At 43.5% G+C, this 15,586-nt stretch carries 13 protein-coding genes; 11 read left to right on the plus strand and 2 right to left on the minus strand.

Annotation, left to right across the window (positions count from 1 at the left end):
- Positions 1-197: 197 nt before the first annotated feature.
- Positions 198-2,003, minus strand: coding sequence for a cache domain-containing sensor histidine kinase (locus M3636_RS12160; RefSeq protein ID WP_251382702.1), 1,806 nt, complete (start codon positions 2,001-2,003; stop codon positions 198-200).
- A gap of 481 nt (positions 2,004-2,484) precedes the next feature.
- Here M3636_RS12160 and M3636_RS12165 point away from each other — a divergent pair, with 481 nt between their 5' ends.
- From M3636_RS12165 to M3636_RS12190, 6 genes are all read left to right on the plus strand, one after another.
- Positions 2,485-3,342, plus strand: coding sequence for an ABC transporter permease (locus M3636_RS12165; RefSeq protein ID WP_174715334.1), 858 nt, complete (start codon positions 2,485-2,487; stop codon positions 3,340-3,342).
- Between the two features lie 15 nt (positions 3,343-3,357).
- On the plus strand, positions 3,358-4,230 hold the full coding sequence (locus tag M3636_RS12170; RefSeq protein WP_251382703.1) for a carbohydrate ABC transporter permease: 873 nt from the start codon (positions 3,358-3,360) through the stop codon (positions 4,228-4,230).
- Positions 4,231-4,435: 205 nt separating this feature from the next.
- Positions 4,436-5,326 (plus strand): hypothetical protein, encoded by an 891-nt coding sequence (locus M3636_RS12175; protein WP_251382704.1) that lies wholly within the window; start codon positions 4,436-4,438, stop codon positions 5,324-5,326.
- Positions 5,327-5,466: 140 nt separating this feature from the next.
- Complete coding sequence (locus tag M3636_RS12180) at positions 5,467-5,943, plus strand: GNAT family N-acetyltransferase (RefSeq protein WP_128100935.1); 477 nt, start codon at positions 5,467-5,469, stop codon at positions 5,941-5,943.
- A gap of 197 nt (positions 5,944-6,140) precedes the next feature.
- Positions 6,141-6,959: a DUF5677 domain-containing protein gene (locus M3636_RS12185; RefSeq protein ID WP_251382705.1), complete on the plus strand. Its 819-nt coding sequence runs from the start codon at positions 6,141-6,143 to the stop codon at positions 6,957-6,959.
- Positions 6,960-7,288: 329 nt separating this feature from the next.
- A complete protein-coding gene (locus M3636_RS12190) occupies positions 7,289-7,930 on the plus strand; it encodes a FusB/FusC family EF-G-binding protein (protein WP_251382706.1) in 642 nt (213 codons plus the stop codon).
- 69 nt (positions 7,931-7,999) lie between these two features.
- Here M3636_RS12190 and M3636_RS12195 read toward each other — a convergent pair whose 3' ends face one another.
- Positions 8,000-8,587 carry an NAD(P)H oxidoreductase gene (locus M3636_RS12195; RefSeq protein WP_251382707.1) on the minus strand — a complete coding sequence of 196 codons (588 nt, stop codon included), beginning with the start codon at positions 8,585-8,587 and terminating at the stop codon, positions 8,000-8,002.
- A gap of 315 nt (positions 8,588-8,902) precedes the next feature.
- Between M3636_RS12195 and M3636_RS12200 the strand changes: the two genes are divergently transcribed.
- The 5 genes from M3636_RS12200 (at position 8,903) to M3636_RS12220 (ending at position 15,443) form a co-directional block, all read left to right on the plus strand.
- Positions 8,903-9,223 (plus strand): winged helix-turn-helix transcriptional regulator, encoded by a 321-nt coding sequence (locus M3636_RS12200; protein ID WP_235540720.1) that lies wholly within the window; start codon positions 8,903-8,905, stop codon positions 9,221-9,223.
- A 195-nt stretch (positions 9,224-9,418) separates the two neighbouring features.
- Complete coding sequence (locus M3636_RS12205) at positions 9,419-10,273, plus strand: PRD domain-containing protein (RefSeq protein WP_056699045.1); 855 nt, start codon at positions 9,419-9,421, stop codon at positions 10,271-10,273.
- Between the two features lie 117 nt (positions 10,274-10,390).
- On the plus strand, positions 10,391-12,307 hold the full coding sequence (locus M3636_RS12210; RefSeq protein WP_251382708.1) for a beta-glucoside-specific PTS transporter subunit IIABC: 1,917 nt from the start codon (positions 10,391-10,393) through the stop codon (positions 12,305-12,307).
- A gap of 25 nt (positions 12,308-12,332) precedes the next feature.
- Positions 12,333-13,802 carry a glycoside hydrolase family 1 protein gene (locus M3636_RS12215; RefSeq protein WP_251382709.1) on the plus strand — a complete coding sequence of 490 codons (1,470 nt, stop codon included), beginning with the start codon at positions 12,333-12,335 and terminating at the stop codon, positions 13,800-13,802.
- A 198-nt stretch (positions 13,803-14,000) separates the two neighbouring features.
- Complete coding sequence (locus M3636_RS12220) at positions 14,001-15,443, plus strand: amino acid permease (RefSeq protein WP_251382710.1); 1,443 nt, start codon at positions 14,001-14,003, stop codon at positions 15,441-15,443.
- The last annotated feature ends 143 nt before the right edge of the window (positions 15,444-15,586 follow it).

A 15,586-nucleotide genomic window follows, 5' to 3' on the forward strand; every position in this document is an offset into this window, starting at 1 on the left:
TTCGATCGCTGTTATCCCCAGATTTTATTGAATCTTTTCTAAAGGTGAAATCCGGGGATAAAGGTGAACGCTTCGCTTCTACAGAATCCCTTCAATCCTTCGCTTTGGTTCACATAAAGTTTAAGCCTTTATTTTAAAGAAAGACTTTTATAAAGGTGAATTAGTATTAATTTAAGGGCGAAGCATAACCTCTTATGTTAGTTTCGGTTTCCTCGTTCGGGATCTGTATCTTCCTTTGAAATCTCCCAGACGATCTCGGTTCGGAATCCGCCAAGGGGGGATGATCCGAATCGGAGGTAGGATTGGGTACCGAATAGGTGCATGATGCGCTGGTTGGTATTCCAGAGACCGCAGCCCATTTCCTCTTGCAAGGGCTCCTGCATTTTCATGTTCAGTGCTTCGTACTGTTCTGGGCTTAGGCCAGGGCCGTCGTCATCGATATATATTTTGCCTATTCCGTCCTCGCTCTCGCCAGTTATTCGAATTTCCCCGGAAGAATAGGACTTCGCCACGCCGTGAATGACGGAATTCTCGACCATCGGTTGCAGCATTAATCGCGGCACAGACTGCTGGAGCATGTTCTCCGGAATGTCAATGTGATACTCAATGCGACCGTTGCGCAACTTCTGAATATCCAGATAGTTGATGAGCAACTTAATCTCTTCCTGAAGGGAAGATGTCTCTCGTTCCATTCGGGTCGTATAGCGGTAATACGCACTTAGGTTATGCGCCATGGACACGACGGCTTGCTCGTCCTTCATCTGAGCCATATTAATGATATAACCAAGACAGTTATATAGAAAATGCGGATTAATCTGCGCCTGCAACTGCTTCAGTGTAGCTTCTCTGGCTCTAATTTTCTCATGAAATACATTCTCGATCAGATCTTGAATCTGATGGGACATGTCGTTGAACCGACGGAACAGGAACGAGAACTCGTTCTGCTTGTTACTATGCAAACGCACGGAATAGTCTCCTTGCTCTACACGGCGTAAGCCTTTGATCAGTTTTTTGATCGGATATTGCACGTTCCGGTAGAGCAGGATCGACGCCGAGATGCCCACCACCAATAATAAAATCATACAAGCATAGAATAGATTCCGGCTGAGTGAGATTGGCTGAAGAATCTGATAGAGCGGGATGACATCAACCAGATGCCAGTCCAGATACGTGGATTTCACGGAGCTAACCAAGTACTTTTTCCCACCCAGCTCAACGACATCCTGCGTTGTATCTTCTGAAGAGTGTGTATCCAGATAACGAATGAGTTCTTGGGATAACTGCTCATCGGCACTACGATTCAGAATGGGGGCGTCACCCTTGTGATAAAAGAACGGATCGCCTTGTCCGCCAGCTTTATACGTATCCAGCATATTTTGAATGTTCTCATAACTGAAACTTGCTTCAATGACGAGGTTGCTTCCTGTGAGTGTCCCCGGTTGAGCCAAGGAGTCGGTAAAGAACCAGTAGAAGGACTGCAGCCCTTCTTGAGGTGTTGTCCCTTGATCCCCATAGGTCCACTGTCCACTCATATTTTTCTTCAAATAATCCTCATCATACCCGGATGAACGGTTGTAGTTGGCGATAACATCCTGATTCTGTTGGGAATACACGGCATAGCGAGTAGGCCATATATCTGTAACGCCGGATTGCAGCGTCATCTTCTCTTGTATGACATAACGGGTCTGCATCTGATCATACCGATCGTCCCACATGTTCAATCCGTTGAAGGCTCGCACATTCGGATCGCGAGAGAGAATCAGGCTGAAATCCATCATCTGATTAATGCGCGAATCGATCTGGCTGGACAGGAACGTCAGCTGCTTCGTGTTCGAGATCTGCAACTCATTACTCACCACGTCATAGGTGACGCTATTCGAGTAGGTGTACATGATGAGGATGGGGATGAATAACACCACTATTAACAAATTTATTTTGGCAAACAGGCTAAAGCGTGATCTCGCCTTGGCTGGAAATAATATTAAGCGCTTCCATGTATGCATGAAAATTCTCCTTTACCTTCACTTTCAGACTACATAGGCTGAACTAAACATTCACACGGAAACGGAGAGGACAGAAAGAACCTGGAGAAGCGGAGCGGTCGCTTGAAAGCTTTCTGAAGGAAAGCTACATCGGAAGCATAGGCTATCCCCGGATTTTTCCCTTTGAAGAAGGGAATCAAAAAAAATCTGGGGGTAACAGCGATCGGAAGGTTGTTCTGTCATCGGAGTGATCGTGTGATATAAGTTTAGATCAAACTAACAAAACCCTATCGAGCCTAACAATGTTATATAGTCAGACCTCAGAATGGCTTGATACTATTTATATCAGAGAACCCCATCACACACAAAAACTTTTTTTGGGAACAGGAGAAGCGCTATGGAGGCTAAATTGGAGGGTAAACGAGTCCCGCAGGCCAGTCTTGGAAACAAGCTGGATCATAAGAGAAAAAAACGTTACAAACAGCCGTGGATTCTACACTTCATGGTGTTGCCTGCGGCCATTATGGTCTTTATTTTTTCATATATTCCGATGTCGGGCATTCTGATGGCATTTCAAGATTACAAACCTGCACTAGGTTTTTTTAATTCGGAATGGGTGGGTCTGAAGCATTTCAGGTACATGTGGGAAAATGATTACTTCCTGCAAATTACGTGGAACACACTGTTTTTTGCCTGCTCCAAAATTGTCATGAACCTGATCATTCCATTTGTCTTCGCCTTATTGCTCAATGAGGTACGGAAGATGGCGCTCAAAAGAACAATCCAGACACTCGTGTATCTGCCACACTTCTTGTCCTGGGTAACACTGTCCGGTATTTTGATCGACATTCTGGCGCAAACGGGCATCGTCAATCAGTTCCTGGTCTCGGTATTCGGCATAAAGCCAATCTTCTTCCTTGGGGACGGTAACTGGTTCCGGTTCACGGTCATTGCGAGTGATGTCTGGAAAGAGTTCGGCTTCAACACAATCATCTTTCTTGCAGCCTTGTCAGGCATCAATCCATCACTCTATGAAGCAGCGGAAGTGGATGGAGCAGGGCGCTGGAAGCAAACGATCTATATTACCATCCCGGCACTAATCCCAATTGGGATTGTAATTGCAACACTGGCACTGGGTAATGTACTCAACGCGAACTTCGACCAGATCTTTAACTTATACAGTCCATTGATCTATCAGCAAGCGGATATCATTGATACGTTTGTGTATCGGGAAGGTCTGTTAAGTGGGCAGTTCAGCTTCGCTACCGCGGTGAATCTGTTCAAATCGGTCATCAGTCTGATCCTGATCGTAATCTCTTACCGACTGGCTTACCGTTTCGCCGGATACCGAATTTTCTAGAAAGGATGACGAGCCATGTATCATAAAACGCTGCCCTATCGCATATTCAGCATCTTCAACAATGTGTTTCTGACCATCCTTTCGCTGCTCTGTCTGCTGCCGCTTTATCACTTGCTGATGGTATCGCTCAGCGCGTCTGCACCTGCTAATGCCGGATTGGTCACGTTCTGGCCGATTGGATTCACGCTCGAAGCGTATGCCAAGACATTTGATAATTCCAACTTCCTGTCCTCGTTGTGGGTATCCGTAGAACGGACGGTACTGGGTACCGGGCTTGCGCTCATCGTCAATACGCTTGCGGCGTATGCGCTGTCCAAGGAGACACGGGTGTTCCGTGCACGTAACATCTATCTGTGGTATTTCGTAGTTACCATGCTGTTCAGCGGAGGACTCATTCCGGGGTATATCCTTATTCTAAAGCTGGGACTGATGAATACGCTGTGGGCGCTGATTCTGCCAGGTCTTGTGGCGGTGTTCAACATCATTCTGCTACTGAATTTCTTCCGCACGGTGCCGAAGGATCTAGAAGAGGCAGCGTTTATTGATGGCGCAGGACACTTTCAGTCATTTATCAAAATCTATCTGCCCGTCTCCGTGCCTGTTATCGCCACCGTGTCTCTGTTCATGATGGTTGGGCATTGGAACGCATATTTTGACGGGATCATCTATATCCGTGATTCGGAAAAGCTGCCACTCGCGACGTTTATGCAGACGATCATCGTGCAGGCAGACATGACCAAGCTTGATCCTGAAGCGATTGCGAACCTGTCGCAACGGACGATCCGGGCATCACAGATTTTCATCAGTGCACTGCCAATCCTGCTGGTATATCCGTTCCTGCAACGGTATTTTGTAACCGGGATTGTGGTTGGAGCGGTGAAGGAGTAGGTGGACGGTTGTATGTAGTAGAGCGAACAAGAGGATCGTAAAAAGGGAGCTACTGAACTGGGGAAGGCCAGGGAGGTAGCTTCTTTTTTGCTGAAATATTTCGTAGGAATTATGAATAATTGAATCCTTATATTTATCCATTTTAATAGTATAATAATGGAAATATACGTTAGATCATCATTCGTAGATAAGGAGAACAAATACAATGGTCATAATGGTTGAGCCATCCGCTGAGCGGATTGGGCGTTGGATCGACGCCTATGTTCCTAATAAAGATCTATTTTTTCTCAGGGAAGAGCATCTCATTAAACTAGAAATGCACCTTAACGATGTGTTGATTTTTCCGAGCAAAGAATTCTTTCGTCATTCCTCATTTAATCAGATACAGTTTGTTAATAGCTTTGAATATTGGAAAATAGACAAAGAAATACAATACGTACTTGTCGCTAACCCGAATTGGTTGTGTTCTCTCTCAAGTGAAATGCAGAAATGGATTAACCATATTCAGCTTACGGTACATCGTGGTTTGATCTTACCGATCTCGTTGCTCACTACTCCTTATACATTTCCTGAGGAACATCTGGTGAAGGATCATGAAGAGGAATATGTCGTTCTACACAGTAAACTATGGAGTGAGCTTCCCTATGAGGTGAAGTTGGATCTGCTCAAAGGATATGCTAAGAAGTGGGATGATTGGAACGGTTATGCGCTGGATGATTCTATTCCTCTTCACTTGCAAAGATATGCCAATACGTTCCCAGCTGAGGGAGGTGGGAATTGTTTAGCTGCAACATTGTTCGCTGTATCTCAGCAAGAATGGATTCTGAATGAATGGGTGCATCCAGAGACATTTGCAGAAGGACTTAAGAGAGCCAATTATGTCATGAGAGATACAGAGGAGCTTCGTACGGGTGATGTTGTTGTATGGATGGATGCTAACGATATCGTTCAACATGCCTCGTATCATATGGGACAAGATCTGTTCTTTAATAAGGATGGTCAGACTTTTTTTAACCCTTGGAAAGTAATTGATTGGAAGGCACTCAAGCTGGAATGGGCGAGTTACACCTATAAGGTGTATCGGAAAGAAATTTAACATAAAGAAACGCAGCCCGATGCTAATAAATTGTATGTTATACATATCGTTTGTCGCTGACACAAACCATTACACTGAACTGAAGCTGTCATATAGAAGTTTTAAAATTTGGTAGACGATGTTTAAAAGGGGCTGTACGAATGTCAGAGTATACTATTAGGTTCATTCAAATCACAGATGTTCATGATATTTATATATTAAATCAGCATTTTAATTCTCAGTTTGTAAATTTCGGTGTTGAACAGGTTAAGCAAAAAATCGAAACCATTCTTGAACATACCAGAGATGTGGTCTGGGTTTATGAGCAGAATAATGAAGTTCTTGGATATATCCACGGTAGCCCGTATCAACTGTTATTCTCAGAGCCGTTGGTCAATGTACTGGGGTTTGTTGTTAAAGAAGGATATCGAAATCAGGGAATCGGGGGACGTTTAATTCAACATTTGGAATCATGGGCTCAGGATGAGGGTTATTATGGGATTAAACTGTTGTCACACCCTAGTAGAAAGAATGCACATGCCTTTTATGAGAAACGAGGATACCAGTTTACCAAAGATCAGAAGAATTTTATCAAGGTGTTGATTGGAGTAAAAGTAGGAACATACCTTTTGAATTAGGGACATATATTATACATGCATGGAATTATCAAATAGAGGAGGGAAGTACCATCAATCCAAAACTTGATAAAGATGCGCAGCGCTTTATTACTGATTATATTCGTACATTTAATCATAACGTATTAAAATATGATCCTAATAAAAGTAGGTTAATAAAAGAAAAAGAAATAATTAACACAATAAATTATATTTGTTCTATGAATAGAAAGAGCTATAGAGAGATTCATAAAAATTTAAATGAAGATATAACATTAGCATTGGTCGGACTGACATACACTACTTATTTTAGTTTAGCTGTAAATCAAGAAGACCACAAAAACCCAATGCTTGATGATTTTTTGGATATAACATCTGATAGTTTAACACCTAGTATGCTCTATCAAAATATGATAACTATAATTAGCAATCATGTATTAGCTATCATTAGATTAGTCGAGGGTGGACTGGACACTTCAGCAAGAGCATTAATTAGAGTGTTGGCAGAAACGATTTTTATTTTTATTATTGTGTTCTCTAGTAAAGATCACTTTGATAACTACTGTAATGGAACAAACGATGAAGAAGCTAGATCTATTTGGTACAAGTTCTTTAGTAAAAAGAAAATACACGTAGAACTTAAAAAAATTGAAAAAAGAATTGGATTGCCAGAAGAAATTGTTAGTGAAATTAACGAAATTAGAACATCTATTTATAAAGAATATTCTAGCGTAGTTCATTCGTCAGCATATACTAGTGTTTTAGGTTCATATGCTTTTGATTTTAATGTAGATCAATTACAAATAGGCGTGGGAGGAAAAGCCTCTAAAGCTTCTAAAAATACTTTGTCCACATTGAATTGGTTGTTATTCTATTTCGCAATAATGACTAAAGGAATCGTTAGCAACATATTTGAATTTAGGCCTAAATCAGATAACGAAACGTGGAGAATTGTCCTCCCTATAAGAGAATGTTTTATTGAATTGTATCTAAAAGTCACTTATAAAGATGATCACAAAAGCATTATCTCAAAATTGTAACATAGCGGTAATACAGTTCAGAACAAGTGTAAAGTTATGTATGAATTAGCTGTAAATTTAAAGACCATTGCCCCCACATTCTCAACTCTGTTATAATGCCGGTATATCTACTGCATTGGGGGTTATACCGTGGCAATATTGGCTGTGCCGGATTGCTCGTTCGCTAGAAAGGCCTTACGCAAAGCCTGAATAGGGGCGGACTTTGTGTAGGGCGCGACGAGAATACAATCGATCGCCCTGTGAGTACGTGAGTACCATCAACAACATTTTTCATCCCGCTGGCTTTGCACCTTATTGGATTGATCAATAACTATAAGGGGCTGAACGCCATGCAAACACCATTTATTCATAATCACCAATTTAATTATATTAACAAACAAGCAGAATTCCTGATCAAAACGCTACGCTCTGTCGTGGATCCTAAAGTATTGGAAACCGTTCGTTATACGGTCGGCACGAATGTCATTGAAGTCTTTGATGAGCTGACATCGGAACAGAAGCATCTACTGGAGCGGTTATCCACGTATGATACGCCGCATGACGTGCAATTGTATCTGAACGAGCTGGAAGCATATCTGATTTCGTTTCCGCAAATATCGGCGAAGCAGATTCAGAAGTTGTTTCCTAAGGCGAAAAAGCTCAAGTTGCCTGATCTCGAATCTATCAATTATGCACATACGACCTATCTGAGATGGATCGACATTGCGACAAGTCGTTTGTTCATCGTGTACTCTCACGAAGGCCAATTCTTCGGTATTGAGGGACGGATTACGGCTACGAACAAGAAGGGATACTGTATGTTCTGTCATCGCCATCAGGAACTCGGATTCTTCAACGTCAAGACCAAGAAGCATTCACCAGATCACTTTAGTGCCATTGGCCAGTATGTATGTATGGATAACGATGCTTGTAACCATAGCATTAGTGATATAACGATGCTGGAGAAATTTCTTTTCTCGGCAGTAAAATAAGGTAGTTACACAGCAAAAAGGTCGCTCTTCGGAGTGACCTTTTTTCGCTACATTGATGCGTTATGATCCTTATTGCGCCGGAATATCCTTAGCATAATCCAATCCTAGCTGATACGCGTAGTTAAGCAATTGATCATAATGCTCTGGCTCGGAACCCAGCGTTTCATACAGAAATTCAACCCTTGAACGAGACACGCCGCAGTAATCGGCAATACCGACGTTGAGCAGATTCTGAATGGACTCATCATAATTACGCTTTTGCATCTGTTGTTCTGTCACACCTGAAAGGGCAATCCATAATATTTGCTGATGATGAAGCTTATTTGCGCCGTAGGCAAATCCGTTATTAAATACACGATCAATATAACCCTTCAGCATAGCTGGCAGATGCCACCACCAGAGAGGGAACACAAAAGCTACGGCATCATGCTTCTTCAATCGGGCCATCTCCGTTTCAATCTCAGGAGAGTACACTTGAACTTGTTGGGTAAGGTTTGGTTCATCTCCTTCTAGGAGGAGAGGGTCGAAGCCAATGCCGTGTAAATCCAATATCTCCGCACTGTGACCAGCCTCAGTTAGACCTTGCACAAAACGATCAGTAACCTGAAAAGTCAGGGAATTCTTCCTCGAATGCGACACAACAACTAATACGTTCATACGTATAGTTCACTACCTTTCTCGATCACGATTAATAGTCATACCCTATTGCCAATGCTATTATAGACAAGGAATGAAATCGTTGGGAAGAACGCACTTTGAAGTTCTATAGGAAGAAATAAGTTCTATAGGAACATGAAAGTACCCTAGTTAACTGCAATTAACATTCAATACACAATAGTAGTACGCAAGAAACAAGAGGTTATGTTTTCGCCTAGCAATAGCTTGAATCAGGAGGGAAGAACGTTGACAGAGGATGGACATACGAGTGCTCCCAAGAAATACAAAGTAGGCGTGGAAGCTGCCTTGGAAGTCATGGGTGGGAAGTGGAAACCTTTAATTATCTACCATTTGACGACAGGGCGGAAACGTACATCGGAGCTGCGAAGGTTGATCCCCGAAATCACGCAGAAGATGCTGACAACACAGCTTAGAGGTCTGGAAAAGGATGAGATTGTGCAGCGAAAGGTATATTCGGAGATTCCGCCTAAAGTGGAGTATGAGTTAACGGACTATGGCTGGGGACTTAAGCCTGCCCTAGATCTATTATGTTACTGGGGTGAGGAGCACCTGGACAAAGTTTATGGAGATAAGTCCAAGGTGCTAGAGGAGTTCGACTCTTCAGAGAAGCGTTGACCCTGTAGCGAGGGAATAGGAGAGTGGCTTCTATTGCACGGCAAAATTTCGGTTGACACCGTTTTCATGAAATGATACATTAAGGCTATAATTTGAAATGGGTGTTACTGATTAGATCAGGCATTACCATGTTGAAAATACCTTATGTATTTTCAAGATGGATTTTTGTGTTTTTTAAGAGGTGGGGTCAGTAAAGTGAGGTATATTAAAGCCTTCAACAATAACGTGGCTTTAGTTAAAGATCTCTCTGGACTTGAATGGGTAGTGATGGGTACTGGAGTAGGTTTCCAAAAGAAAAAAGGAGATCTGATCGAAGAAGAGAGTATTCGCCGGAAGTTTGCAGCAGAGGATTCAGCAGCGAAGAAACCTCTCGTGCAGGTATTGGATCATATGGACCCTGATGTTCTCGATGTAGCGGTAGAAGTGGTTAAAAATGCGGAAGTTTCGCTTAATACGACGTTCGAGAATAACATTTATTTAACCATCGCCGATCATTTGAACTTTGCGATCAAACGAGCAAATGAGCAAATTGAATACGTTGAAACGAATCGTTGGGAAGTCAAAAATCTATATCCGAAAGAATATCTCGCAGCTCAAGAAGCTATCAGGCTTGTATTCGATCGCCTTGACGTTCTTTTGCCCAAAAGTGAGGAAACCTTTCTAACCTACCATTTCGTAAATGGACAGCAGACTAAAAAGACACGGATTGAAGAAACGTTGAAAATGACCGAAGTTATTAATCGAATTATTGAGGTTATCCAATATCATTTTCAAGTCAAGCTGGATGAAGAATCGTTAAGCTACACGCGGTTTATCACCCATCTGCGTCACTTTTTTATTCGTCAATTCAAGCAAAATCACATCGAAGACCAAGAGGTTGATCTCACGATCGTCGAAGTGGTCAAGAGCAAGTATCCTCGTTCCTATCAGGCAGTTGAGAAAATTGCACATCTGCTCGAACGGAAATATGGTTGGTCGCTGTCGCCTAATGAAAGACTGTATCTTGCTCTTCATATCTGGCGTTTAACCAGCCAACTAGAAACTAAATAGGTCAACCGTGGAATTGTTACTGAATCATCGATTCAGGCGTTACCCAAACATATGAGAGCCAACGAGGCTCTACGTTGTTTGGGTATTTTTTTCGAAATTGTGGAGAGGGGATTCGCGATGAAAGCATATCAAGAGCTAGCTAAACAGATTGTAGAGAAAGTCGGAGGGAGGGAAAATGTCGAGCAGTCCTGGCATTGTGTGACGCGCTTGCGCTTCTTGGTGAGTGACAAGGAGAAGATTAAGCTAGAAGAGATCAAACAGTTAAAAGGAGTCATCGGTGCTCAATTTTCGGGTGATCAATTCCAAGTCATTATCGGTAATCAGGTCGCTGATGTATTCGCAGAGGTGGAACCTCTAGTCGGCACAGGTGGAGCGCAGGCAGCGAGCGGAGAGAAAAAAGGCATAATCTCCTCCGTCTTTGACTTCATCTCAGGTGTATTCACCCCGCTTATTCCAGCGCTTGCCGGTGCGGGTCTGCTTAAAGGCTTCCTGGCGATGTTTGTGACATTTGGCTGGTTGAGTAATCAAAGCGAGACGTATCAAGTATTGAACATGATCGGAGACGGGCTCTTTTACTTCCTGCCCTTGTTCCTTGCTGTAACCGCTGCACGCAAAATTAAGACGAATGAGTATGTTGCACTCGCGCTTGCTGCACCGATGCTGTATCCAACCATGGTCAACGCGGTCAATTCGGGTGGAGAGATTACGAGTTTTACCATTTTCGGTGGGATTACCATTCCGGTGATCAATTACTCTTCATCAGTTATTCCGATCATACTTGGTGTCATTCTTCTGAAATACGTAAGTGCTTTTGTAAAGTCTTGGATGCCGAATGTGCTGACGATGATGTTCACACCGTTGCTGTCCCTAATCATTGTGGCTCCGATTACGCTGTGGTTGATTGGACCAATGGGTACCTATGCAGGTAATTGGGTCGCAAGTGGACTCGTATGGTTGTTCGATGTGGCTGGGCCATTAGCAGGCTTCCTGGTTGCTGGATTCATGCCGCTGCTCATTATGACAGGTATGCACTATGCCCTTGTTCCCATTATTTTTCAGAATTTCGCGAGCTACGGGTTCGATCCCATTGTCTCTCCGATGATGCTGCTTAGTAATGTGGCACAGGCGGGGGCTGCATTCGCAGTTGCAGTGAGAAGTAAAAATTCTCAATTCAAACAGTTGGGTGCATCTACCGGCTTCTCTGCTCTTCTGGGTATCACGGAGCCTGCGATGTACGGGGTTAACATGAAATTGAAAAAACCGCTGTATCTCGCCATGATCTCTGCTGGGGTTATGGGCGGCATTGCCGCATGGCTTGGAATTAAGAAACAAGTATTAGGCGGACTGCCAGGGCTCTTCGTTTTACCGGCATATGCCGATCCGTTGGGTAATTCGTATAACTTGGTCATGACCTCGATTCTTTTTGTTGGAGCTTTGCTGGGTGCCTTTGTGCTTGTCATGATCTTCGGTTTCAAAGATATTCCGGCTGAAGGGAAGCAGGAAGAGAAGAGCGCACAGAAAGTTCCGACGAAACCGAAAGCAACGGGTGCCAATCTTACAGAAGCTGCAACGAAAGGGCCAATCAACATCCATTCCCCATTGAAAGGACAGATTGTGAATCTTCATGACGTATCCGACCCGACGTTCTCAGAAGAAGCGATGGGTAAAGGTATTGCAATTGAGCCAGACGAAGATCGCATCGTTTCGCCGGTTAATGGAGAGGTCAGCATTATGCCGAAGTCCGGTCATGCCATTGGTATTAAAGGAGACGACGGCGAAGAACTGCTTATCCATATCGGAATTGAGACCGTTTCGCTAAAAGGTAAGCATTTTACAAGTTTGGTGAAGCCAGGAGATCGTCTTGAAGTGGGACAACCTTTGATTGAATTTGACCGCGCCGCCATTCGTGAAGCGGGTCTTGAGACGGTAACGATGATGATTGTCACCAATACCGCCGACTATTTAGACGTACTGACGATTAACGAAGCAGGTCCTATTTTTGAAGGAGAACGCGCATTAACCATTATGAAATAAAACACAAACTAAGGAGTGATTGAATATGACAACAGTTCAAACAGGCTTTCCAACGAACTTTCTCTGGGGTGGCGCAACTGCCGCAAATCAGGTTGAAGGGGCGTATAACGTAGGTGGCAAAGGGCTCACAACAGCTGACATGGTTCCTTTTATACCAAAAGAAAAACGTGGGTTAAACTTCGCCATTGATGTAAACTCTGATTATATCGAGAAGGCTCTCAACGGAGAAGTAGAAGACCGCTATCCGAAACGTGACGGCGTCGATTTCTATCACCGCTACGAAGAAGACATTGCGCTATTTGCGGAGATGGGTTTCAAAGCCTTTCGCTTGTCGATTAACTGGGCGAGAATTTTCCCTAACGGTGATGATGTAGCTCCAAGTGTCGAAGGACTGGAATTCTATGATCGAGTATTCAATGAGCTAGAGAAGTACGGCATCGAACCAATCGTTACGCTGTCTCATTATGAGACTCCGCTGGCGCTGACTCGCAAATATAACGGTTGGTACAGCCGTAAGTTGATTCTGCTTTTTGTTACGTATGCAGAAGTGCTCTTCAAACGCTACCGTCATCAAGTCAAATACTGGATTACATTTAACGAGATTAATATGATGGGACATAGCCCATATACAGGTGGGGGCGTACTAGTCGATAAGCTTCCGAACCAAACCAAGGAACAAATCGCTTATCAGGCGTTGCACCATCAATTTGTAGCAAGCGCATTGGTGACGAAGCTCGCGCACGAGATCAATCCAGATGCTAAAGTAGGATGTATGCTGGCTAGGGGACAAACCTATCCAGTGACGAACAATCCAGAAGATGTGTTACTCGCACAGCATTATAACGACCTGAACCTGTTCCACACGGATGTGCATGTTCACGGCGAATACCCATCCTTTATGAATCGTTACTTTGCTGAGAACAATATTGTGATTCAGAAGGAAATCGGTGACGATGAAATATTGAAGCAGTATCCTGTTGATTATGTATCGCTGAGTTATTACATGTCCAAGTCGGTTGCATCCAATTCCGAAGATTATGAACAGGTATCTGGTAATCTCACGACGTATGCTGTGAAAAATAAATATCTGGATACGTCCGACTGGGGATGGCAGATTGACCCGAAAGGGCTCCGTATTACGTTGCGAGACATGTACAACCGCTACAGAAAGCCTCTTTTCGTTGTAGAAAATGGTTTGGGTGCATATGATAAGGTCGAGGAAGATGGCTCGATTCATGATACGTACCGAATTGATTACCTTAAGAAGCATATTGAACAAATGAAAGAAGCAGTCATAGAGGGTGTAGACCTGATCGGGTATACGGCTTGGGGGCCAATTGATCTGATCTCCATGTCCACCTCCGAAATGTCCAAACGATACGGATTCATCTACGTGGATCAAGACGACGAAGGTAACGGTACACTGAACAGATCCAAAAAAGATTCGTTCGAGTGGTACAAGCGGGTTATTGCCACCAATGGAGAAGAGCTATAAGTTTGAACAGGTTCAAGAGAATATGAGTTTTGAGTAAAGAAAAGTGTCGGTCCGTGCATTTGTGCATGATCGGCACTTTTTGCCGTTGATATAAAGTTGTTTGTCTGTTATTTATCTGTTCTTCTACATGTTTCCACATGATTAGGGCAGGCTATTTGAAGTGTTTGGAATGGGAATGATGTAGAAAGGGCTGACAGCATGAGTAATGCATCCAAGACTCCAACAAAGGAAAAGAAACTAAAATGGTGGCAACTAAGTCTGCTCGGCGTGGCAGGAACGATTGGAACGGGATACTTTTTAGGTTCAAGTCTTGCCATCTCGTTTGGTGGCCCTGCGGTATTGATCGCTTATGTATTTGCAGCTTTGGGTACATATATTGTTTTTGATGCGCTCGCGCGAATGACGTCAGAACATCCGGAAGAGGGTTCCTTTCGCTCTTATGCAAAGAAGGCTTTTGGGAATTGGGCTGGTTTTTCCAGCGGATGGGTGTATTGGTTTTCCGAATTGCTCATTATGGGGAGTCAGTTGACGGCTCTGTCGATATTTTCCCGATTCTGGTTTCCTGCTGTTCCGCTATGGGTCTTTGCCGCTGGATTTGGCGTAATCGGCCTAGGTATCGTGTTTTTTGGCAACAAAGGATTTGACCGGGTTGAGAATGTGCTCGCCATCATTAAGATGGCAGCTATTATTATGTTTTTGATTCTGGCAATTGCGCTCCTTGCCGGTTGGATTGGAGGAACGAAGTACGATCATAAGGTACCCATGGATATGGCAGCGATTTTCCCCAAGGGTGGAGTAGGTTTGTGGTCTGCATTTCTTTTTGCGTTCTACGCCTACGGTGGTATTGAAGTGCTCGGGATTATGTCTTATCGATTAGAAAAACCTGAGGATGCACCCAAGGCAGGCAAGGTTATGCTCATTTCTTTATCCATTGTATATATCGTATCTATTGGTTTGGCGTTGATCATGGTTCCACTGAGTGCATTTAATCCCAAAGAAAGTCCATTTGTCCTGGCACTGAGTAGCGATCATCTGGCCTTTGTTCCGCACCTGTTCAATGGCGTACTGATTGTGGCGGGTTTCTCGACTATGACGGCATCGCTCTATGCGGTGACATCCATGATTATGACGCTGGCGAAGGAGGGAGATGCTCCGTCGTTATTCTCGCGTAAGTGGAAGCAGAAATATCCCTTATTTGCACTTTCACTCATTGGGTGTGGGCTTATCGGAACTATTGTTATGTCTTTGTTACTGCCTGGTAAAGTGTATGAATATATTACGACTGCAGCGGGATTGATGCTGTTATACAACTGGTCGTTTATCTTACTATCCTCTGGTCGGCTGCTGCAGTCCAAAAAGTTCGATGTCGTTAAACGCTGGATTGGGCTGCTGCTCATTGCGTTTGCAGTGACCGGTGCGCTCTTCCACACACTGAGTAGACCTGGTTTTTTTGTAAGTCTCCTGCTGGTCCTGCTCATTGGAATCAGTGATATCATTGTACAGCGCAGACGAAACAAAAAGCCCTCGGCTCAGTCAGCAAGTACCGAAATGGAAGACGATGAAGCGTATGAATCAAGTACCGAGGAGACAAATGGTTATCACATCACGGGTATACGGCTTCGTAAAAGTAAAGTGAAGTAAAGAAAATTTATGTTATAGTGCGTGTTCAAAAAGAACGGTTTTCAGTACCGAGAAGATGGGATGAAGCTAGAAATGGAATAGCGGAGCGTAGGCAGAACTACGTGAGCAACTACATTGTTTCTGAAAGAAACAAGCTTCGTAAG

It is taken from the genome of Paenibacillus sp. MER 99-2 (assembly GCF_023714095.1).
Classification (GTDB): domain Bacteria; phylum Bacillota; class Bacilli; order Paenibacillales; family Paenibacillaceae; genus Paenibacillus.